Genomic DNA, 22,419 nt, shown 5'->3' on the forward strand with positions numbered 1-22,419 from the left:
GGGGTGTTGCGGTCAGGCTTCGCGTCAATTACTTGTTGACGACGGCCATGATGTCTTCTTCGCGCATGACCAGCAGCTCCTGGCCATCCACCTTCACGCCCTGGCCGGCATACTTGCCGAACAGCACGCGGTCACCCACCTTGACGTCGAGGACAATGTTGTTGCCCTTGTCATCCTTCTTGCCCGGGCCAACGGCCAGGACTTCGCCTTGATCCGGCTTCTCGGCTGCATTGTCGGGAATCACGATGCCGGACGCGGTCTTGGTTTCGTTGTCCAGACGCTTCACGATCACACGGTCGTGCAGAGGACGCAGGTTCATACGGACTCCTAAATACAAAAAGTGAGTTTTGATTCACAAAACGGCCGTGCCACGCACAAGCCGTCGGGGTTCGGTCTACCGCAGAGGCGGCGCCAACAGGTTGTTAGCACTCTCCCCTAGCGAGTGCTAATTATAGGGACGGGGTATTTCCTTTTCAAGACGCGAACTGAATGGGGGTATACCCGCACCCACCCGAAAAGCCTCGCCAGACGAAAAAAACCCCATGCCGGGGACCGGCACGGGGCGTCAGCGATACAGGGGCGCGGCAAGGCCCAGGGGCGCCGCCGCGTCCGTCCATCAGTACTTCACGGCGTTCGGGTTGGTCGTGTAACCCATCTGCCCGTATGTCACGTTGGCGGGGCCGACCTTGGGTTCGGCGAACCCGGGCTGGCCAGTGGACGAGCCCGGCGACAGCTTGACGCGGTCGGACGGTTCCACGGTGGGCCACGACGACTGCCCCGGTTCGGCCCGCACGAGCTGCCCGTCCGCGGGATCGCCCGCCGTGGGGGTCACGGCCGGCTGCTGCGGCTGCTGCGGCTTGGGCGGCACGGCTGGCGCCACCTTCGGGGCACCCGAGCCACCGCCTTGCAGCAGCGAATCGTACGACTTGCCCGTGTTGGTGTTCATCTCGCGGGCGCCATTGAAGCCCGAGAGACCCGTGGACGAGCCCGGCGAGAGATTGACACGATCACCGGGCTCCACCGTGGGCCACGACGACTGGCCCGGTTCGGCCCGCACGAGCTGGCCGTCGGACGGCGTACCCGATGTCGTGGTCGCGGCCGGCTGCTGCGGCTTCGGCGGCACCGCCGGCGTCACCTTCGGAGCACCCGACCCACCGCCCTGCAGCAGCGAATCGTACGACTTGCCCGTGTTGGTGTTCATCTCGCGGGCGCCGTTGAAGCCGCCCATGCCCGTGGAAGACCCCGGCGACAGCGTAACGCGCTCCGGCGGCTGCACGATGGGCCACTTGCGGCCCTCGGCGCGGCCATCGGGATTGCCGGCCTGTTGGCCCGAAGCGTTGTCCGGCTGGTCGCCGCCACCTGCCAGCTTGCCTGCGGCATTGTCCGGCTGGCCGCCTCCCTGCCTGCCGGCGTCGACCGGCTTGCCGCCATCCGCCGGCTTGCCGGGATTGGCGCTCGTCGCGCCGCCCAGCGGGATAGCCGTCTCGGGCGTCTTCAGGATGCGGTTCTCGACTTCGGCACGCTTCTCGACCACCCTGCCGCGGACCAGATAGGGATCCGCCGGACCGGAGGACGTCTGGCCGGGACCGTCGTCGAAATCGGTCTGCGACGTGAAGTCGGTCGTGCGGCCACCGCCGCCGTTGCCCGGCAGCGAGGGATCGCTGCCGCTGCTGCGGCGCGATCCACCGGGACTGTCGTCGAAGTCCGTCTGCGAGCTGAAGTCCGTGGTACGGCCCGGACCATCGGCGTCGCCATTGCCGCCCCGGTTGCGCGGCGCCGGCACCGGCAGGTCTGCGCCGCCATCACCACTGCCACGGCGTGACGCAGCCGGGCTGTCGTCGATCGGCGTGTAGTGCTCGCGCGTGCCGCCCGTCTCGGTCGGAAGATCGAAGCTGCCTTTCTTCTTGCCGACGATCTTGGTGATGTCGCCAATACCGGCGGTAAACGACAGCTTGTTGCCGGTTGTCGTCTTGTCGGTGATGGTCTGCGTCGCCTTGCCCGCCTCGGCATTCACGTCGCCATTGACGCCACCGGCCGTGACCGAAACGCCGGCGATCGTGGCATTCTGGCGGGTCTGCTTGTCCACGTCGTCCACGGTCTCGCCCCAGGCGCTGACCGTGCCCATGCCGGTGCGGGAAATACCGAACCCGCCGCCGCCATAGCCACCGTCCTGGTCGATCTTGTCGTTGACGTTCTCGGCATTGACCGAGCCGCCGATGTTGGCCGTGCCCTTGCCGGCGTCCGAAATCAGGTGGCCGCCCTTCAGGTTCAGATCGCCGCCGGTCTCCACGTTCAGCGAATCACTGCCCTTGATACCGGACTGCGCAGCCGTAGTCCGCTCCGTACGGTGCTCCGTGCCCCCGCCAGCCTGCACCGAGAACGTCGGAATGACGTACACGGTACCGGTTGCCTGGATCACGCCAACCGCGGCGCCTGCCGACAGGCCGGCATTGGCCTTCTTGCGATTGTAGTCAACCGTGTCCTGGACCGACTCGATATTGAGCTTGCCACCGGTCTTTACCGACACGTCCTTGGCATTGACGTTGGCACCCGCCAGGGTGGTGTCGCCGCCAGACCGCATGTTCACCTTGTTGGCGTCCAGCGTCGTATTGCTGTTCTGGGTCCACTTGGCGTGCGAGCCGTCGTAGGTGCCGCTGGCGTCCACCGAGACACCCACGCCGGAGCCGAACAGCGATGCCCACGCACCGGCCGAGGCGCCCACCTTCACGGAGTAGCCAGTCGTATCCTGGCTGCCCCCGCTCTGCGCCGTGCCCATCCTCAGCTCGCCCCCTGCATCGAGGTTCGCTTCGTCGGCCTTCATCTTCACGCCCTTGAGGTCGATGTCGTTGCGGGCCTGCATGTTGATCTTGCCCGCCTCGATGTGGTTCTCGTTCTCGGACCACGTCGACTGGTTGGTCTTCCCGCCGGACACGCTGACGCCAGTTGTCACGGACGCGCCCGCCAGGTCGTTGAAGATGACGTTCGAGATGTCACCGATCACCTGCAGGGTGGTCATCCCGGCATCGGTCTTGTTGCCCTCCTTGGCCGCCGCGTTGCCCAGTTCACCATACTTGTTGGCCGCATCGGCCAGCACGCTGTGCACCTCGCCCTTGGTGCCCACCATGACCGACGACTTCGATTCGGTCGAGCTGTGGCGATCGACATACTTGGTTGTCTGGATATCGTCGGCCTTGACGTCGAGCGTCCCGGTGGTCTTGATGTTGGCGCCGCCCATGTCCACCGTGCCCGCGCTCATCGAAAGCCCGCCCTCGCCGAACGACAGGTTGGTGTTGTTGTGCGTTTCCGACGACTTGCTCGACGACTCGGTAGTCCGGCTGTAGCCAAACTTCACGCTGGCCATGTCATCCACCCCCGCCCGTCCAGGCTTCTTGGCGTTGGTGGAGTTCGAGTTGCCATCCTGCTCCGGATTCTGGCGGTCGCTGACACCGGCGTAGGTCGATGTGCCGGTCTGCGAGGCCGCACCGGCACTGGCCTCAAAGCCCAGGGCCTTGGCCCCCGCCGAGATGCCGAACTGGCTGACCGTGGTCTTGTCGGTCTCATGGCTATAGTTCGTCGTGGTCTTCACGTCGATCTTGTTGCCCGCCACCATGTTGCCGGACTCGCCGGAGAACTTGCCGCCCTCGAGCGTGATGTCGTTCTTGGCACCCATGTTGAGCGCACCGCCCGCCTGCACCGAGCTGCCCACGCCGGTGGCACTGGCCGAGCTGGACTCCTTCATGGTGAAGTTCAGCACGCCCTTGGTGCGCTCGTAGTAGTACGAGCTGTCGGCCTCGTGCATCTCGTTGGAACGCAGGTCGCCCTCGGTGGCCACGATGTTGGCGTCGTTGCCGGCCTTGATGCTGGCACTGTTCAGCGTGACATTCTTGCCGTAGATATTGACGTCCTTGCCGGCATTGATGCCATCGTCGAATTCGTGCAGCTTCAGCTTGCCCGCCTCGTCGTAGCCCGCGCTGGCCGTGATGTCGATATTGCCCTTCTCGGCCAGCAGTGTGATGTCGCCGCCCGCCTTGATGGCCGCGCCGTTGTTGATCACGCTGCCCTCGGTGGAGATCAGGTTGACGTGGCCGCCGGCGGCGATGCCGCCGCTCATGCCAGCGCTGACGTTGGACAGGTCGCCCTTGGAGCGCACCACCACGTCCTTGCCGGCCGTCAGCGAACCGCTGGCGTTCTGCATGCGTTCAGCGTCGATGCTGATGGTGCCACCGGCATTGACCAGCGCGGCCCCGTCGCCTTCGCCGCTGCGCATGGCCGTCAGCGTGGACTGGGCCAGATAGACGCGCGGCACCATGACGGCCTCGCCATCGATGGTCTCGCTCACGAACCAGACGATGTCCTTGTCGAGCGATGCCATCTGCTCCTTGGACAGCGCCTTGCCCACTTCGAGGCCCTCCACGTCGGCGGCGTTGCCCATCAGCATCTTGACCAGCTCCGCATCCTGCACGCCATCGCGCACGGCGAAGAACGCGCCCACGGAGTCGTTCATCTGGCGCCGGATCAGTTCCGTGACGAAATAGTTGTCGCCAATGACGTTGACAGGTATCTCGCTGTTGTAGCCGATCTGCTGGAAGAAGTAGTCCGAGCCGTAGAACTTGCTCTGGTCGATGAACTTCAGGCGGGTCTCGTACATCGGTACCACCTTGACGCCGTTGTTGGCCAGGCCCTCACCGCCCTGGCCGCCGGGCAGCCCGGTGGCATCGCCGGCCGCCTGCGCGCCTTTCTTGCTGAGCCACGCCGACGAGCGGCTGAACATGCCCTTGATCGACGTGAGGTCCTTCAGCGCGGGCAGCGTGCTGATGCCCATCTCCAGTTCCTCGAACTTCTTCGGGTTCACGGAGACATCGTAGGTTGGCGCCACGATGTCGATCTCCTTGTCGCCCACCTTGACGTTGATCTTCTTGTTCTCGACACGTACGCCGCCCAGGCCGTTGTCGAAGGTGCCCTTCTCGTGCACCACATTGCCGCCGGCCGTGATCGCGCTCTTTTCCTGCGGCAGCAGATAGAACTTGCTGTCCTTGAGTTGGGCGTCACCATCGGCCTTCAGTTCCCTCCAGCGCTTGCTGAGATCGCCGTTGGACATCGCGCGCCAGGTCGGGCCAAACAGCGTGGACATCAGCAGGTTCAGCGTCGGGCCTTCCATCTGCTTGAAGACCGACTGCGGGTCGCCGTCGCCACGGTACCAGTCGTACCAGTAGTTGCCCGATCCGGCGCCGCCCCACAGAAAGTCGATGAAGTGGTACATGCTCTCGAAGTACACCGGCTCATCGCGATTCTTGCTGGCGTCCATCTTGATCTTCTTCGGCCGCTTCGCCGTCATGAACGAATAGAGGTCGACCGTGATGAACTTGGGCTGGTTGACCACATCGCCACTGAGGTAAAGGTTCTTGCCGGCCGCAATCAGTCCACCTTCGTTCAGGACCGAATCGAAATCGCGCTTGCCGTCCACCACGGCGTTGGCGCCGAACTTGTTCCGCTGGTTGATGAACAGGTTGCCACCGGCCGATATTTCGGCCGACTTGTCGAGCGCCAGGTTCGAGGTCAGCGTCGGCAACGCGATGTCGAGCTGCACCCACACCCGCTGCGCCGCCCGGAACTTGAACCGCGCGCCGTGGGAGCTGAGCGAGTCCGGGCCTTCCACCAGTTCCTGTCCCGTGTAGGCCGAGAGATTGCGCAGGTCGCGCGCATCGATGGCCATGTCGCCCTCGCTGCGGATCGTGCCGGCCTCGTTGAGGATGGTTGGAGCCACCAGGGACAACGTATCCTGGCTCAGGATGTTGGCGTTCCGTTCGTTGTGGATCCATTCGTCCGCATCGAGCGACACGTCCTTCATCGCCCAGATCAGGCTGTCCTTGCTGTTACGGATCTGCTTCGCGCCGAGCGCCACGCCGTTGGCGCTGATGATCGCCGCGTTGTTGGTGAGAGCCTTGCCCGAACGCAGCCGGATCGAACCCAGGTTCTCGATCGTCTGGTCCACGGTAATGTCGCCCGTGGCCTTCGCGTCGAGCAGCTTGCCCGAATTCAGGGCCCCGGCGTTGCCGCCGAAGACGAGGTCGTCCTTGACCGATACCGCCAGCGTATCGCCGGCCCAGACGGTGCCCTTCTCGTTATCGAGCGTATCGACGTCGATGTTCACGTTGTCCGTGGCTTCGACATCACCCTCGTTCACGAGCGACTTGCCCGAGAAATCGACACTGCCGCCCACGATGACGGCCGAGTCGTTATGGATGGAAGACTTCCCCTCCACCGTGACGCGCCCGCCATCAGAGCCCATCTGGGCCTTGCCCGTATTGGCAATCTGGTCGGCGGTGAAGCGCGCGATGCTGTCACTGAGCATCCGCGCCTTGTCCTCGTTGGTGAGCCGGTCCGCATCGATACCCAGTTCCTTCTGCGCGTACATCAGCGCACCGTCTGTATTGAGGACGGTCTTGGCCTTGGCCGTCAGCTTGCCGCTGGAACTGATCTGCGAACCCGCGCCACGGTTCTCGATGGCATCACCGGAGAGCGCCAGGCTGGTTTCGCCATGGATCATGGCACCGTCGGCGTTCTTCAGCTTGCTGGCGTCGATACCAAGGTTGGCGTCGGACGAGATCAGGCTCTTGCCGGTGTTGTTGAGGTCGGTTGCCCCGATCTTCGCGTCCCCGCCAGCCTGGATGCGGCTGCCCGCGTTGTCGAGCGTCTCGGCATCGACTGACAGGTCGCCGCCCGCCACGATGATGCCGGCGCCGGTATTGTCGAGATCGGTGGCCGAGATCGTGGCATCGGCGCCCGACTGGATGCGGCTGGCATCGTTGGCAAGCGTCTTCGCGTCGATCGACAGGCCCTTGTTGGCCACGATGGTGGCCGCCTTGCTGTTGATCAGCTTCTCCACGGCGTCGATGGCCACGCGGCCGTCGGAGGCGATGGTGCCCGCGGTGTTGGTGACCGACTTGATCTTGCGCAGCGCGAGCGTCTCGCCGGCAGCCAGCGTCGCATCATCGTTGAGCAGGCTGTCGGCGCCCTCCAGCGTGACGGTCTTCGCGGCCTGGATCGCACCCTTCTTCTTGTTCTCGATCTTCCTGGTGTTCTTCACCTCGACCGTGTTGCCCTGGATCGTCGCACCGCTGTTGGAGAGCGACCCTGCCTTGTCAATGCCGAGTGCGCCGCCGGCCAGCAGCACGGCGCCGTCCTTGTTGTCGATCGAGCCGATGTCCGTCAGCGAGACGTTCTGGCCCTGGATCCGGCCGCCGTCGCGGTTGACCAGGGTGTTCAGGCCCTTCAGGGCAAGGTCCCCGCCGGTCTGCACCGTGCCGGCATTGTCCAGGCGCCTGGCAACATCGAGGCCCAGTGTCTCGCTACCCGATACCAGTCCGGAATTGTCGAGACTGTCGGTCTCGAGGCCCACCTTGGTGCCCAGAATCGCGCCGCTGTTGTCGATGCTGCCGGCCTTGGCGGTCAAGCTGGTGCCGTTGAGCACACCGCTGTTGTCCAGCGTGGTCGACTTCAGGCCGATGGTGCCGGCCTGCATGCCGCCAGCGTTCGACAGCGCCTTGGCGGCCACGTCGATACTGCCGGCTCCGAGATAGCCGGTGTTCTGGAACGTCGCGGCGGCCACATCGAGCTTGCCGCTCGCGTTGGCCATGCCGGCGTTGCGGAACAGCTCGGCAACGTCGAGTACCAGCGCGCCATCGGCAGCGATCAGCGCGCCCCCGGCATTCTGGACCTGCGTCGCCACGATCTTCACGTCGCCGGCCGTTGCGCCGACCTGTGCCGTCGACGCCACGCGCGCATCGTCGATCAGTGCGCCCTGAGCGTCTTCGACCACGAAGCGGCCGTCGCGCAGCACCACGCGGGCGTCTGCGATCTGCTCGCCCTTGGCGTTGATCGCGTACAGCGTACCGTCGATGCGGTAGTCGCCCACGGTAATGCGGATAGCCGGCACCGAGAGGTCCGCGGCCGTGCCGTAGTAGGTCAGGATCGACGCCGCGGTCTGGATCAGTGACTCCGCATCGATGGCAATGGTGCCTTCATGGCTGATCACGTCGGCGTTGACGCCAATCGCCTTCAGTGCGCGGATCGCCACGCTGGAGATGCTGTTGATGCGCCCGTCGATCGTGGCACTGGTGCCGGCGTCGATGGACACCTGGCCCTTGCTGATGGTTTCACCGTTGAGGTCGACCGAGGTGCCGGCCACCACCGAGACGCCGTCGCCATGGCTCAGCAACTGGCCGTCGGTGCTGACCGAGTCTCCGGCACGAATGGCAAGCTTGCCGCGCGCTTCCATGTTCGCGTTGCCGGACACGCTGCCGCCCGCGTCCACCGAGACGTCGCCGTAGCTCAGCAGCGAGCCGTCGACCTTTGCCGCGCCGCCTGCCTTCACCGACAGGTCACCCTGGCTGGCCAGCCCGGCCGCGATACCGGCGGAGCCGCCCGCGTCGATGCCGAGCTTGCCACGGCTGAGCAGGTCGCCGGTCACGTCCACATTGCCGCCCGCGCCAATGCCCATGTTGCCGGAGCTTTCCAGGTTGGCCTTGATGCTGGCTCCCTGGCGTGCCCTGATATCGATATCCTTGTCGGCGATCAGGCCGATCCTGCCGGTGTCGGGCGTGCCCTGCACCGATACGTTGCGGCCAGCCAGCGCGATTCCGCCCTGCTTGCTCTGTGCCGCGCCCAGCACGATGTCGCCATCGGCCGTCACCCGGATGTTGTCGCCGCCAAGAATCACGCCTTCATGGCGCACGCCGGCACCGCTGTCGGTAGCCACGAGCTCGATCATGCCGCCGTACATCGAGCCCAGCTGGCTGCCGTCGATGGCAATGGCCTGCTCGGCCTTGGCGCCCGCCTTTGCCACATGGGTGCGGGTGGCCGGGTCATACTCGCCCTGGCCGGCCACGACCTTCACATTGGCGGGGCCGTTGATCTCGCCGTTGATCTGCGCCGTGCGGCTGACGATGTCGAAGTGCGACAGGCCCTCGGTCGAGATGCCTGCCCCTTCGATGCCGACCATGCCGCCCTCGATACCGAGGCGCATGGCGCCGTCCGGCCCGCCGAGCACCTTGCCGGTGGATAGCGTCAGGCTGTTCGCGTTGATCGTCGAGGCACCGTTCACCGAGATGCCGTTGGGGTTGGCGATGATCAGGTCGGCGCGGCCGCCGAACACTTCCATGGCACCACGGATACCGGTGGTGCCGGGACCGGTCACCTCGCCGATGATCGCCCTCGCCTGGTTGCTCAGGTTGGGGTTGTTCATCGTCAGGCCGCCAATGGCCGACACGCCGTCCTTCATGCTGTTGTTGAAGACCACGCCGTTCGGGTCGACATTGAACTTCTGGAACTGGTTGTGCGAGATGCCGCGCTGGTTCGGATTCACGATGTTGACCAGCGGCGTGCCGTTGGCCGTGACATTCATGCCGGCGCGCTGCGCGGCGTTGGGGTCGACCACGATCTCGGCGCCGGCAATGGCCGGCATCAGGGCGACCACGGCCGCGTACAGCGGGTGCAGGCGCATCCGCTGCTCGCTGGAGCGGGTGGGTCTATTGCCCTTGCGAAGGGCGGTGCCTTGCTTGGAGTGGAGAATTTTCTTGCTCATGATTGACACTGGATTCTGGTGTGGAACGGGACGGCTTCAGGCCGTCCATGGGCCGGCGACATGTCAGTAGCGGAGATCGAGCCGGTAGTTGATGGCTTTCGCCAGGGTCTGGGTGGAGCCGGGCGACATCAGCGGCCATCCGTAGCTCAACGAGCTCGTGAAATACTTGCCGCTGAAACGCAACCCGACGGCTGCACCCATCAGATACTCGGGTCTGGCGCCCGGCTGATTCTTGTTGACGAAACCGACGTCGTAACCCACGAATGGGGCCAGTTCGATTCCGCCCAGTACGTTCGCGCGCAGCGGCATGCGCAGCGTGTTCGAGATCCACGCCCCGCTGTCGCCGTAGAACGCCGTGTCCTTGAAGCCGCGCACTGTGTACTCGTCGCCGAGCGAGAGCTGCGCGTCGTTGACCATGCGGTTCTCGGAGTACTGGAAGCCGCCGCCGGCCTCGTACTGGAACTCGGCGCTGCCGATCCTGAACGGCCGCGACCACGTCAGGCTGCCATTGACCTTCACGAAGTCCGGATCGAAATGCCGCATGTCCGGGTCGTCGCGCCAGGTGGCGCCGAACCAGGGCACCCCGGCGGTCAGACTCAGGTCGCCGTAGACCCAGCCCCCGCCCAGCTTGCCCACGTGGCTCAGGCCGAAGCCCAGCTCCGAATACATCTTGGAGCTGACGCCCAGGTCGAAACCCGCCACGCTGTTGGCGTTGTCCTTGACGCCAAGCTTCACGTAGGCGCTGGTCTTGCCGTCCGCATCGCGCATCAGCAGCCGCGACAGGCGCGCGTTGTAGCGCTGCGAGCTGCCCTCGCTGAGGTAGTCGCCCAGAACGCCGCCGGTGATCTTCTCGTAGCGCGAGCCGTACCAGGAGGCGTCGAAGTTCCACTTGCCGATTGGCAGGCTGTAGCTGACCGAGCCAATCTGCTGCAGGTTGCGCGAGTCCTTGAAATCCTGCTGCGCGTAGTAGGTCGACAGCGTGTCGTTGAGACCCGTCAGGTTGTTGATGCCGAGCGAGCCGGAGTACTGGTTCCAACCTTCCGATTCACGGCCGCTGTTGTTCATGCCCACGCCCAGGTTGAAGCGCTTGGGCGGCGCCGTCACCACGTCGAGCGTCGACTTGCCGGCTTCCACGTCGGGCACGATGCGGATCACGTCCTGGCTGCCGGCCTTCATGAGGTTGTCCACGGCCTGGTCGATATCGCCCATGTCCAGGACGTCGTCCGCCGCGAACGGCAGCGCGCTGAACAGCCGCAGGTGGTCGCGGATGCCGTCCGGCGGCTGGCCGTTGATCGTCATCCCCTTGATCGTGCCCCACTTGACCTCCAGCACGAGCTTGCCCTGGTTCAGCGAGCCGGGCTGCACGGTGACGATGGTCGTCACGAAGCCCCGGGCCATGTAGTGGTTGGTCAGGTCACGGACGATGGCCATGATCTCGTGGGCGCCCATCGGCTTGCCGCGGTACGCCGCCAGGATGGTCTCGACCTCGGGCGCGGGGTCCTCGTCGCCGAGCAGTTCGATCTCGTTGACCAGGAACCTGGCCTCGGTGTCGGCCGCCGGCGCGGCAGCGCCCGGCGCGGGAGCCGCCGGGCCCAGTTGCTGCTGGCGCTCGCGTTCGCGTTCGATCTCCTGCTGCACGCGGCTCTGTTCCCGCTGGCGCTCCAGGTTGTCGAGATCCATGCGCTGGTCGCGCATCGGCGACACGATGCCGCCCGTCTGCGCCTGGGCCAGCGGTGTCATGCCCAGCAGGGCGACCACGCCAAGCCAGATGCTGTTTCGCCTGAGGTAATGTCTCATGGCTGTTTCCTTTCCTATCGGATGTTGAGCGTGAAGACGACGAAGGCGTCCACGCTTCCCGGGCTCAGGGTCTCGCCCCGGATTGGGTACATCCGCGCGTTGTAGTCGAAGGTGCGCGCGCCGCTGATCTGGCCGAGCGCCACTTCGCGGCCCAGCCGCACGCCAAGCAGGCCGCTGTCATCGAGCAGGCGCACGGCGACGCCGCCCGCCGTGCCGTCGTTCTGGATCAACCCGTTGACACCGCCCGCGAACGGTGCGGTACCGTTGAACGTGATGCCCACGCTGGCCGGATTCGGGCAGTTGAAGGCAAGCTGGAACGGCACCACGTTGCTGCCGCCCCGCGCCTCGATTTCCGCCACGGTGTAGTTCCCGAGATCCACGCGCACATCGGACGTCACGGAGCAGGTATTCACGGCGATCGTGATCGGATTCATCAGCGACACGGTCAGCGCCGTCAGCGGCGAGGACGATGTGGACGGCGCAAGCAGCGTTGCCACGCCCAGCGTGCCGGCGGGCAGCGTGCCCGCGCTGATTCGTCCGGTCTGCACGAATTCCACGCGCAGCGTGCTGGCCGGCACCGAGCAGTTGCCGCTCTGCGTGCCTGAGCAGCGCAGCGCGTTGGGCCACCAGGTCGACGACGGCCAGCGCAGGCGGTACCCGAGGCCGGGAATGCTCGTGCTGTAGACGTTGTCCACCGCCGTGGCGGCCGAGCCGGTCGCCAGGGTCGTGCGCAGTTCGGCGTTGACGTTGGCGCCGCACGTGTATTCGATCTGGCTCAGCGGAATGTCGCGCGTGGCCAGCACCGTGCCAGCCACGCCGGCCGTGGCGGCGGTGATCGAGTCCACGCGCACCTCGGCCCGCAGCGGCTGTCCGCCGTTGGACACGATCGAGCAGGCGGCCCACGCCGACGGTGCCGACGCGAAGCCGGCCACCGCCAGGGCAAGTCCGAGAAGGGGTCTGAGAAGTTTCATGATTGCTCCTGCGTCGCCAGCGGCGCTGGCGGCACGGCTGGGACGCTGCCGGGTTCGCACGCCATGGCGCGGACATGCAGCCCTGCGTCTCCGGCGCCACCGTTCGCGGCCGCCTGGGGTTCGTAATGGACCGAGCACTGCTGGCCTGCGGACTTGCCCCAGACCACGTTCAGCGAGCCGCTGTCCGGCAGGTCCGCGGCCACCACGGTGCCGCCACCGCCCACGGTGCCCACCGTGGTGCCGTCGGGCAGCGTGACGCTGGCGCCGAACGGCACCGGCGTGCCATCGGGCTGGCTCAGCCGCAGTACGGCAGACGCCGTGCGCCTCGAATCGAACTTGACCTTGACCACGGCGCCGGCCGTGGGCGCGGTGCTGATCTTCGTGTTGTCGACCTGCACGCCCATGTCGGCGCCCTTGAGGTCGAGCTCGACGTTGTTCCACGTGTAGGGCGTGATGTACGGCACGATGGCGGTGCCATCCTTGCCGACGCGGGTCCGCGAGAACGGCAGCACCTTGGCACCGGCCGCGCCCTCGGCTTCCACCAGCGCCACGGTGTCGCCCAGCTCGCTGGTGAAGGCCACCCCGCCGCCGTGCACCACCACGCCACCGCTCAGGTTGGCGCCGAAGCTGTTGACGCCCGGCGAATAGCCATAGGTCACGTTGCCCTTGGCCGCGTCGCCGGCATAGCCGAGCGTCGCGCCGGCCGAGCGGCGCCCGCCGCTGCCGACGTCGAACCAGGTGTCGTACGACGCGCGTGCGTCCTCGTCGAAGTTGCCGATCAGGTTGGCGCGCATGTCCGTGGCATCGCCCACCCGCGACGCCGTGAAGCCCAGCGTCGGCGTGGTTGGCGTGGCCGAGCGCCCGAGCGGCAGGGACACCGACAGGAATACGCTGTTTTCGTGAGCCCCCATCGCGTTGCGGGTGCGGCCCACGCTGATGTGGTAGCGGGCACGGCCCCAGCTGTTCGAGTAGCCAGCCTGGTACGACAACGTGCGGCCGTTGTCTTCCCAGCGCCGGCCGTAGGAGCCGGTCAGGAACAGGTTGCCCCAGCCCTCGCCGAGCGACTGCGTCACGTTCATGTCGAAACGGTCACGCAGGCGCAGCGGTTCCACCGACGAGTTGCCGTTGCGCACTTCGCGCAGCAACATGGCGTCCATCAGCGAATAGAAGCCCGGGCTGGAATAGCGGTAGCCCACCAGGCTGAAGTAGGTGCCTGTGCTCGTGAACTGCCTGCCAAGGCTGGCCCGGACGCTGTAGCCCGAGGCCTCGCAATCCCGCGCGGTGTCCACGCAGAGCGAGAAAGACTGCGTGACGTCGAGGCCGAGCGCGCCCAGCGGCGTGTTCACGGCCAGGCCACCCATGATCGAGGCGTAGTACGTGGGCGCCGTGATCTGCGCACCGCCGTAGAGCGTGATGTCGTCGGTCAGGCCATGCTGGACCGTGCCTTCCATCAGGATCGGCGCGTGGTTGATCGCGTCGTCGCGGATCTGGCCGAACGTCAGGCTGTACTTCGTGTAGTCGGCCCGCAGAAGCTGGGCAATGCTGCCGTAGGGCACCGCGAAGCGCTGTACCGAGCCATCGGCTTCGGTCACGGTCACGTCGAGGTCGCCGCCATAGCCGGTCGAGTAGAGATCGCGGAACTCGAACTCGCCCGGCGGGACATTGGTTTCGTACAGCACCGCGCCACCCTGGCGCACCGTCACCACCGCGTTGGACCGTGCCACGCCGCGCACCACTGGCGCGTAGCCGCGCTGCGATTCGGGCAGCATGCGGTCATCGGTGTACAGGCTCACGCCCCGGATACCGGTGGAGTCGAACAACGTGCCCGTGGTGTTCCAGTCGCCGAAGATCGCTTCGGACTGGATCGACGGCAGCGGGCGCTGCGCGTAGGCCGCCACGTGGTTCCACCGCGTGGCCTGGCCGTCGCTCGACGACAGCGTGCCGTAGGTGCGGAAACGCCACGCACCCAGGTTGAAGGCGCTCTGCAGCCCGCCATAGAGGTACTCGCCCGAGCCCTTGCCGCTGTACTGGCTGTTGGTGTAGCTCAGCGAGTACCGGAAGGTGGCGGCGGTGACGCCGGTATCGAGCGCGTCGAGCGGAACATAGCCGCGCGGACGGTAGAGCAGGAATGCCTGCGGAATCGTCATGCTCAGCTTCTGCTCGCCGCCGTCGTACTCCGAGGCGGCGCCCTCGACCAGATCGTCGAGGAAAGCGCACTGGCCGGCTTCCACGGGCTTGAGCTGGCGCTGCGGGTCCAGCCCGATACGCTCCAGCAGCGTCGCCGGCAGGCACGCCTCGATGCGGCCGCTCGCGGGGTTGCGCTGGAACGGCAGTGTCAGCGTGCCGTATTCCGTGTCGTTGATGACCAGTTCCACGGGGTGTTCACCCTCGGTCACCGACTCGTCGCGCTCGAAGCGCGACAGGTCGATGTCCTGGCCCAGCGCCCGGATGAAGCCGCTTTCAAACTCCACCAGGCCCGGCACGGCTTTCGAAGCGCCGCGCTTTGCCGATGGTTGCTGGCTGCCGATGGGCGCTCCGGTATCGGTTTCGGCCATTTCCGCGGCCATGGCGGGTGCGGACGCTGCCAGCGCCACGCCAAGCGCGATGGCGCGCAGCGAGGATCGCAACGGAGCCTGGCTTTTGCGCAGGCGGGTATCGCAATACATGGTCAGCCCCCCGCACCCAGGGGAACGGAACCCGGCACGAAGGCGCCGAGATCAGTGATGTAGTCGAAATCGAGGCTCAGCGGGCCGCTGCCGGCTGCCGCCGCCTTCTCGAAGCGGAACTGCGTCTGCCCGCGCGGTGCGGCCATGCCGCCGCCGAGGTCGACCTGCTTCTCGCCCTGCTTGAGCGCGAGCTTGGCAAACGACACATACAGCGCGCCGGGGTTGTCGCAGGTGACCACGTAGTCGGCCCCGTCGCGCCGGACGTGCCACTTCAGGGCTTCGGCGGCTTCCACGATGTCGGTCTGGATGCCGGTGGGGCGATAGAACAGCTTGAGCCGGGTACGCAGCGCGATGTTGAGCCGGTTCACCGCCGGCGCGCTTTCGTCGGCCTTCGATTTGGCCGGGATCTCCAGGACATTGAAATAGAAGACCGATTCGCGGTCGGTGGGTAGCGTGGCGATGTCCGCGGACTTGAAGATCCGCACGACTTGCGCCTTGCCGCTGTTGAGCCGCGCCACGGGCGGCGTCAGGATGAACGGGGTGTCCTGGGCACCCGCCTCGACCTTGCCGGGACCCTGCGGGTCGTCGCGGTCGAGCCAGATCTGGGTCAGGACGGGCGTCTCGGCCGTGTTGGTCAGCCGGACGGTCTGTTCCTTCTGGTCCCCGTCAAATACGATGCGTGTGCCGGTGACCTCGATCGCGGCATGGGACACGCCCGCAGCCATGACGAATGCCGTCAGGGCGGTCATGCATAGATTCTTCGCTTTCACTTCGGTACCCCTTCGGTGGGCCGGCCACGCGCATTCGCGCGAAAGCCGACACACCTGGACACCCGGGCGCCACCGTATCTTCCCGAGCACGATGGCCGGGGAAAATCAGTTGTAGATGATCGAATAGACGACGTCGGTGCTGACCGTACCCGCCGTGGCAGCGCCGCCCGTGGCCACGTACTGCGCCCAGTAGTCGAACTGCGCGGCATTCGAGGCAATGGTCCGGGTGGTCTGCGGCGTGTCGTTGAACATGTTGATCGCCGCACGGTTCGAGTTCAGCAGGCCCACTTCCACGCGGGTGGCGCGTCCGGTGCCGGTCGCATTCTTCAGGTTGCCGGTCGCCGCGTTGATGTTCGTGCTCTGGGCAGGTTCGAAGTACACGCGGGCCACCGCACCGTTGGTGCAGGAGGCGCCCGACAGACGGATGTAGAACGGCGTGTCGCCGGCGCGCTCGCCCGCGGCGTTCAGCGAGGTGACGCTGACCCGGGGCAGGCCCACGGTGAAGTTGCCGTTCGCGGCGCCCGTGACGGTGGGACCGCCGCCCGTCACCACGCAGGTGGTGCTGGCGATGGAACCGGTGAACGTGATGCGCCCGTCGTCGGCGGCAGCCGACGATGCGGCAGCGCCCAGTGCGCAGGTCATGGCGATTGCCTGAAGCGGCTTGCGATAAGCCGTCAGATACTTTTGAGTCGAATTTTCCATAATGTTGGCCTGAGGTAAGTTTCAATGCCGCACTAACCGGCGACGCTTGAATTAAAACTCGGCCAACTCATGGCTTAAATCGCCATATTCCTAAAACTGCCGAAAACATTCTGCGACAGTTGCCACAACGGCGATTATAATGTGCAAAGACAAATACAGATAATCGTCGTTTCTTTAAAAAACGACGAAAATGAGCGCTCAATCGCGCGATTCGGCATCGCCAAATTCTGATTTTTCAGATGAAGAATTCCCGCCGGCGATTCCATTCAGCCTGGCCGGCGCGATATTTATATATTATTTCTGGATAATCGGCAGAATCAGATTAATCGAAATTGCAATCTGACTTAACGGATATTGAAGGCCGCGCCGGTTTAATTCAGGCCGCTGCTGTCGACATAACCGAGCGCCTCGCGCACGGCCTTGCGCGCCTTGAGCACGTAGCAGACCTCGTGGTTGCGGATCACCAGCACCAGCAGATTGGCCTGGGTCATCTCCTGGAAGCAGTGCGCGGCGCGGCGCAGGGTCAGGCCGGCCTCCTGCGCCAGGCTTGCCGCGGGCAGGCCCTCGTCTCCGGCGGCCAGCAGCGCGCGGCAGATGGCGGCGCGGGCCGGTACGGTCAGCAAGGCAAGGGCCAGGGTGCTTTCCTGCATCTCCACGATCGTTCTCCGCAAGGCCCCCTGGGCGGCAAGGGGCGGTGAGCGACCATGATGACGCACCGGGCGGCGGAAGGAAATGGCCGTGCGCGCGTTTGCCCTATCCGAACTTGCCCTCGTTGGCGCGGCGCCACGGCCGGCATAGAATCGGCAATCCCCATGCCGGAGTTCGCCATGAACTGCGATGAAGCGCGCAATCTGATGCAGGCCTGTGCCGACGGGAAGATCGGCGCCGCCGACAGCGTCCGCCTTGAAAAGCACCTGGAGGACTGCGACGACTGTATCGAGGTGATGGCCGCGCTGCAGGCGCGCCGTGCGGCGCACCGGCCCGGCAGCGCGCTGGAAGCGCTGGGCACCCCGCCGCCCGCCCTGGCTGGCGCGCCCACCTCGGCGTCGGCCCGGATCAGTACCACCGGGGACTGAGGCCGCCGGCTCCGCGCTATCTGGTCGTCAGGAACAGATACAGCGCGTTCAGGTCGGTATCGTTCATCTTGGCAAAGGCACTGAACGGCATCACGCGGCTCACGTCGGTGCCGTCGGGCCGCTTGCCGGTACGCATCATCGCCACGAATTGCTCCGCCGTCGGGTACGCCTTCATGGCGTGGCCGGGCTGCAGGTTGGACGCGGGCGGCCAGTCGGGCGGCGCGCCCGGAATATGCCCGCCGCGCAGGTTGGCACCGTGGCAACCCTTGCACGATTCGGCCACATAGGCTCCATAGCGCACATTCACCGCAGCGGCCACGGCTGGCGCCGGCGGCAGGCTGTGGTCGATCTTCTCGGCAGCGTCCTTGATCACGCCGGCACCATACATGCCCTGCACGAACCAGGGCAGATGGACCTCGCCAGGTTGTCCACCGGCCGGCGGCAGGCTGCGCAGGTAGGCCACCAGTGCGCCGAAATCCTCGTTCGAGAGCCGGTTGTAGTCCTCGCTCGGCATGACCAGTAACGGGCGCCCCGACGGCGCCACGCCGTGGCGGATGGCCCGGTCCCAGTCTTCGGGCGTGTACCGGTCGATGGCGGGATTGGCGCGAGTGATGTCCGGCGCACGTACGCGGAACCCGTTGGCTTCGTCGAACACCTGTTTTCCGCCACCATTGGCGCCATGGCAGTCCATGCACCCGCGGGATTCGTAGAGATACCGGCCGTGCGCGATCTGCGCGGCGCCCGTGGGAATGGCCACCGGTTGCAGTGGCACTTCCACCGTGCGCTCCAGCTTGCGCCCGCCCCACCAGTAGGTGGTGCCCACCGCCACCACCACGACCACCGTGAAGGCCACCAGCGCGGAGCTGGCAATGCGGAAGAATCGCTTGACGTCCATGGGTGTCCCCCTGATCAGCCGCCGGTCGGCGCCGGCACATTGCACCGGCCCTCACCTTCCCATTCCGTGCGCGATCGTACAGAACGCGCGGCGCCGGCACCAGCACCCCCGGCAGTCTGTGCGTCGCATGGCGCACACGGCAGGCGCGGTGCATACCAAAATTCATGACGATGCGCCAGCCCCAACAAAGCCATCGACTTGCCCCTATCCCGGCCGTCGGGTTCCGCCAGTCGGGACTACGATGCCGCCTATGCTGGGCACCGTGCGACCTCCGTACCCCTCCGGCGCAGTACTCTGACGCGCGCCGCGCGTCCCTGGAAATCGACAGAAATGATGTCTGAATCGGTCGCGTCCCCTTCGACCCAAGCGCCACAGTCCGTCCTCGGGCGCTGGCGTCCCCTGCTGCTCGCGGCCGGGGGCTATTTCTTGCTGGCCCTGGCCGGCCTGTGGCTGGCGCGCGTGCCGGGCCACGCGGCGGCCGTCTGGATGGCCAATGCGTTCGGGCTCGGGCTGCTGCTGCATCGCCCAAGCCGCGAGGCACCGGCGCTGGTATCGGCGATGTTCGCCGGCAACCTCGCGGCGGACCTGCTCAGCGGCCATCCCGCCGGCGCGGCGCTGATGCTGGCCGGCGCCAACCTGCTGGAACTGGTGGCTACCGCCGCCGTGCTGCGCCGCATCGTCGGCCACCCGGTGCTGGCGCGCAGCGGCCAGCTCGCCACCTTCGCGCTGACGCTCGGCGTGGCGTCCACGGTGGGCCCGGCACTGAGCGGGCTGATGGGCGCCTGGATCATCTCCGCCACCTTCGGCACGCCGTTTCCCAAGGTCTGGTGGAACTGGTGGAACGCGGGCGCCATCGGCATGGTGCTGTTGCTGCCGCTGATGGTGTCGATCTCGCGCGAGCGCGTGCGCGCCGCCTTCCAGCGCGCCATGCTGGCCCGCCTGGCCGGCATGCTGGCGCTGTGCATCGGGATGGGGGCCGGCGCGATCCAGGCCGGGCACGACCCGTTCGTGGTGATGTCCCTGCCGCTCGTGATCGTGGCGCTGGCCAGCAACCCGTTCGCCACGGCGCTGCTGACCCTGCTTTCGGCCATTGCCGCCGAAGCCATCTCGCTGGCCGGCGGCATGGATTTCCTCGCCTCGCGCTCGGTGCCGCTGTCCGGCGCGCTGATCCTGGTGTTCCCGGTCTGCATCGCGTTCATGACCGAGCAGAACCGCAAGGGCCGGCATGACCTGCGCAGCAGCGAGCAGCGCTTCCGGCAGGCGCTCGAACATTCGGCCATCGGCATGGCCATCGTGGGACTGGACGGACGCTGGCAACTGGTGAACCGCGCCATGGTCGAACAGCTCGGCTATACCGCCGACGAACTGCGCGACCTGCCGTTCCAGCTGATGACCCACCCCGACGACCTGGCCGCCGACCTGCGCCAGATCGAGCGCATGCTGGCTGGCGAGATCGACTCGTACCGGCTGGAGAAGCGCTACCGCCACAAGGACGGCCACTATCTCTGGACGCTGCTGGCCGTCTCGCTGGTGCGCGACGACGACGGGCGCCCGGACCACTTCATCTCGCAGGTCGAAGACATCCACGCGCGCAAGCTCGCCCAGCAGCAGCTGGAGGAACTGGCGCGCCGCACGCAGCTCGCCGTGGAAGCGGGCGGCGTGGGCATCTGGGAATGGGATTTCTCGCAGGCGTCGATCACCTGGGATGCGCGCATGCACGGCCTCCACGGCACCCACCCCGAACTTGGCCCGCCCACGCTGGCGCAGTGGATCGCCATGGTGCACCCCGAGGATGTGAGCCGGGTCAGCACCGAGATGCGCCAGGCCATCCGTGGCGTGCGCCGCTTCGACACCGAATACCGCATCGTGCGTCCCACCGGCGAGATCCGCCACGTGCGCGCCATGGCCACCACCTCGCGCCACGACGACGACACCACCAACGCGCTGGTCGGCACCAACTGGGACATCACCGAGCAGCGCAACCTCACGCGCGCGCTGTTCGAGGAAAAGGAGCGGCTGCACATCACGCTGCGCTCGATCGGCGATGCCGTGATCTGCACGGACCCGGTCATGCGCGTGACGTTCATGAACCCGATCGCCGAACAGCTGACCGGCTGGAACATGGACGCCGCGATGGGCCAGCCGCTGGACCAGGTGTTCCGGATCGTCGACGAGGACACCGACCTGACCATTCCGAGCCCGGTCGAGCAGTGCCTGGAGACGCTGCGCCCGGCCTACCTGCAGGAAGGCGCGGTGCTGCAGAGCCTGACCGGCGAGCGCCACGACGTGCAGGATTCGGCCGCCCCGGTGCTGGCCAACGACGGCGGCGTGCTTGGTGCGGTGCTGGTGTTCCAGGACATCACCACGTCGCGCGCGCTGCAGCGCGAGCTCGCCCATTCGGCCACCCACGACGCACTGACCGGCCTGCCCAACCGCGCCTGGTTCGAGAAGCGGCTGCGTGAAGCGTGCGAGCAGGCCCGCTCGAACGGCCACCGCGCGGCGCTGTGCTTCATCGACCTGGACCGCTTCAAGATCGTCAACGACACCGCCGGCCACGGCGCCGGCGATGTGCTGCTGCGCGAACTCGGCCACGTGATCCGCCATCATGTGCGCCCCGACGACCTGCTGGCCCGCCTGGGTGGCGACGAATTCGCGCTGCTGCTCAAGGATTGCAGCATCGAGCACGCCGAGCAGGTCTGCCAGAAGGTCATCGACGCAGTGCGCGAGCGCCGCTTCCCGTGGAACGGCCGCGTCTACGACGTGGGCGCCAGCATCGGCATCGCCGCCATCGACCTCGACGTGCCGGCCGTGGGCGAACTGATGAGCCGCGCCGACGTGGCCTGCTACGCCGCCAAGGCGGCCGGCCGCAACCGCGTCTCGGTCTACCGCCGCGACGAGAGCGACGCGCGCCGCCATCACCGTGAACTGGAGGTGGCCGCGGGCATCCACTCGGCGCTCGATTCGAACCGCTTCCGGCTGTACGCGCAGGAGATCCGCTCGCTGCGCCCGGGCCAGGACGACGCCCAGCACGTGGAAATCCTGGTGCGCATGGTGGACGAACAGGGCACGCTGATCATGCCCGGCGCGTTCATCCCGGCCGCCGAGCGCTACGACCTGATGGGCCACATCGACCGCTGGGTGATCCGCAACGTGCTGCAGCAGTATGGCGAGCGGCTGGTGCGGGTGCCGGGGCTGTCGGTGTCGATCAACCTGTCGGCCAACTCGCTCGGCGAGCCATTCCTGCTGCCGTTCCTGCACGCCGCGCTGGAAGACTCGGCGCTGCCGGCCAACCGCATCCGGCTGGAAATCACCGAGACCGCGCTGATCAACAACATGACCGCCGCCAGCCGCGTGGTGGCCGACATGCGCAGCGCCGGTTGCACGGTGGCGCTCGACGACTTCGGCGCCGGCCTGTCGTCGTTCGCCTACCTCAAGCAGTTCCCGGTGGACTATCTGAAGATCGACGGCAGCTTTATCCGCAACCTGGCCCGCAACGCCGTGGACCGCGAGATCGTCAGCTCAATCAACGACATCGGCCACCGTCTGGGCGTGCGCACCGTGGCCGAGTGGGTGGAGGACGAATCCACGCTCCATACGCTGCGGGCCATCGGCGTGGACTACGCACAGGGCTACGCGATCGGCAAGCCGATGCCGCTGGAAGCGTTTCTCGATAGTTGCGAGAGCGCGGCGGCTTGAGCCTTGTGCTTCCCGGTCGGTTTTAGCTCCCCTCTCGCGCCATGCGGGAGAGGGGAACAAAAAAGGACGCGGGACAGGGGAGCCAACCAGGCATCACAAACGCCTGACCCAACGTTCGGAAACCCGAACACCCCACCCCTCCCCAGTTCGGATTCCCGGACATTACGTCATCGTCATACTAAAAATCCCTTTGTATTCATCGCCTTACCGGTGCATACAACCGCCCCGGAGCTGGCATGCCTCGTGCAATCTAGGCGCCGCCG

General features: G+C 66.3%; 11 protein-coding genes. 2 read left to right on the forward strand and 9 right to left on the reverse strand.

The genetic code is table 11. The annotated features are described in order from the left end of the window. Positions 1–28 precede the first annotated feature (28 nt). The 8 genes from groES to EV147_RS09840 all read right to left on the reverse strand — a co-directional run bounded on the left by groES (position 29) and on the right by EV147_RS09840 (position 17,145). Positions 29–319 (reverse strand): co-chaperone GroES, encoded by a 291-nt coding sequence (gene groES / locus EV147_RS09805; protein ID WP_130390881.1) that lies wholly within the window; start codon positions 317–319, stop codon positions 29–31. Between the two features lie 297 nt (positions 320–616). Further along, positions 617–9,583: a two-partner secretion domain-containing protein gene (locus EV147_RS09810; protein WP_130390882.1), complete on the reverse strand. Its 8,967-nt coding sequence runs from the start codon at positions 9,581–9,583 to the stop codon at positions 617–619. Positions 9,584–9,646: 63 nt separating this feature from the next. Beyond that, positions 9,647–11,380 (reverse strand): ShlB/FhaC/HecB family hemolysin secretion/activation protein, encoded by a 1,734-nt coding sequence (locus EV147_RS09815; RefSeq protein WP_130390883.1) that lies wholly within the window; start codon positions 11,378–11,380, stop codon positions 9,647–9,649. A 14-nt stretch (positions 11,381–11,394) separates the two neighbouring features. After that, entirely contained in the window at positions 11,395–12,351 is a 957-nt protein-coding gene (locus EV147_RS09820; RefSeq protein ID WP_130390884.1) for a fimbrial protein, read from the reverse strand. Further along, positions 12,348–15,017, reverse strand: coding sequence for a fimbria/pilus outer membrane usher protein (locus EV147_RS09825; RefSeq protein ID WP_130390885.1), 2,670 nt, complete (start codon positions 15,015–15,017; stop codon positions 12,348–12,350). Before EV147_RS09825 ends, EV147_RS09820 begins: the two co-directional genes overlap by 4 nt. A 2-nt stretch (positions 15,018–15,019) precedes the next feature. Next, positions 15,020–15,766, reverse strand: coding sequence for a fimbrial biogenesis chaperone (locus tag EV147_RS09830; protein WP_130390886.1), 747 nt, complete (start codon positions 15,764–15,766; stop codon positions 15,020–15,022). Positions 15,767–15,892: 126 nt separating this feature from the next. After that, a complete protein-coding gene (locus EV147_RS09835) occupies positions 15,893–16,429 on the reverse strand; it encodes a fimbrial protein (protein WP_130390887.1) in 537 nt (178 codons plus the stop codon). 431 nt (positions 16,430–16,860) lie between these two features. Beyond that, complete coding sequence (locus EV147_RS09840) at positions 16,861–17,145, reverse strand: ArsR family transcriptional regulator (protein WP_130390888.1); 285 nt, start codon at positions 17,143–17,145, stop codon at positions 16,861–16,863. Between the two features lie 156 nt (positions 17,146–17,301). On the opposite strand from EV147_RS09840, the gene EV147_RS09845 reads away from it, so the two are divergent. Beyond that, complete coding sequence (locus EV147_RS09845) at positions 17,302–17,565, forward strand: anti-sigma factor family protein (RefSeq protein WP_235844643.1); 264 nt, start codon at positions 17,302–17,304, stop codon at positions 17,563–17,565. Between the two features lie 16 nt (positions 17,566–17,581). Here EV147_RS09845 and EV147_RS09850 read toward each other — a convergent pair whose 3' ends face one another. Beyond that, positions 17,582–18,460: a c-type cytochrome gene (locus EV147_RS09850; protein ID WP_130390889.1), complete on the reverse strand. Its 879-nt coding sequence runs from the start codon at positions 18,458–18,460 to the stop codon at positions 17,582–17,584. 330 nt (positions 18,461–18,790) lie between these two features. Between EV147_RS09850 and EV147_RS09855 the strand changes: the two genes are divergently transcribed. Then, the gene (locus EV147_RS09855) at positions 18,791–22,156 is read left to right on the forward strand and encodes a diguanylate cyclase (RefSeq protein WP_130390890.1); all 3,366 of its coding nucleotides are present in this window, start codon (positions 18,791–18,793) and stop codon (positions 22,154–22,156) included. Positions 22,157–22,419 lie beyond the last annotated feature (263 nt).

This window comes from Cupriavidus agavae, from assembly GCF_004217045.1.
Taxonomy (GTDB): Bacteria; Pseudomonadota; Gammaproteobacteria; order Burkholderiales; family Burkholderiaceae; genus Cupriavidus; species Cupriavidus agavae.

Bases quoted from the DNA above. Each gene is read 5' to 3' on its own strand.
- groES (WP_130390881.1), bottom strand. From the start codon at position 319: ATGAACCTGCGTCCTCTGCACGACCGTGTGATCGTGAAGCGTCTGGAC.
- EV147_RS09810 (WP_130390882.1), bottom strand. From the start codon at position 9,583: ATGAGCAAGAAAATTCTCCACTCCAAGCAAGGCACCGCCCTTCGCAAG.
- EV147_RS09815 (WP_130390883.1), bottom strand. From the start codon at position 11,380: ATGAGACATTACCTCAGGCGAAACAGCATCTGGCTTGGCGTGGTCGCC.
- EV147_RS09820 (WP_130390884.1), bottom strand. From the start codon at position 12,351: ATGAAACTTCTCAGACCCCTTCTCGGACTTGCCCTGGCGGTGGCCGGC.
- EV147_RS09825 (WP_130390885.1), bottom strand. From the start codon at position 15,017: ATGTATTGCGATACCCGCCTGCGCAAAAGCCAGGCTCCGTTGCGATCC.
- EV147_RS09830 (WP_130390886.1), bottom strand. From the start codon at position 15,766: ATGACCGCCCTGACGGCATTCGTCATGGCTGCGGGCGTGTCCCATGCC.
- EV147_RS09835 (WP_130390887.1), bottom strand. From the start codon at position 16,429: ATGACCTGCGCACTGGGCGCTGCCGCATCGTCGGCTGCCGCCGACGAC.
- EV147_RS09845 (WP_235844643.1), top strand. From the start codon at position 17,302: ATGCCGGAGTTCGCCATGAACTGCGATGAAGCGCGCAATCTGATGCAG.
- EV147_RS09850 (WP_130390889.1), bottom strand. From the start codon at position 18,460: ATGGACGTCAAGCGATTCTTCCGCATTGCCAGCTCCGCGCTGGTGGCC.
- EV147_RS09855 (WP_130390890.1), top strand. From the start codon at position 18,791: ATGATGTCTGAATCGGTCGCGTCCCCTTCGACCCAAGCGCCACAGTCC.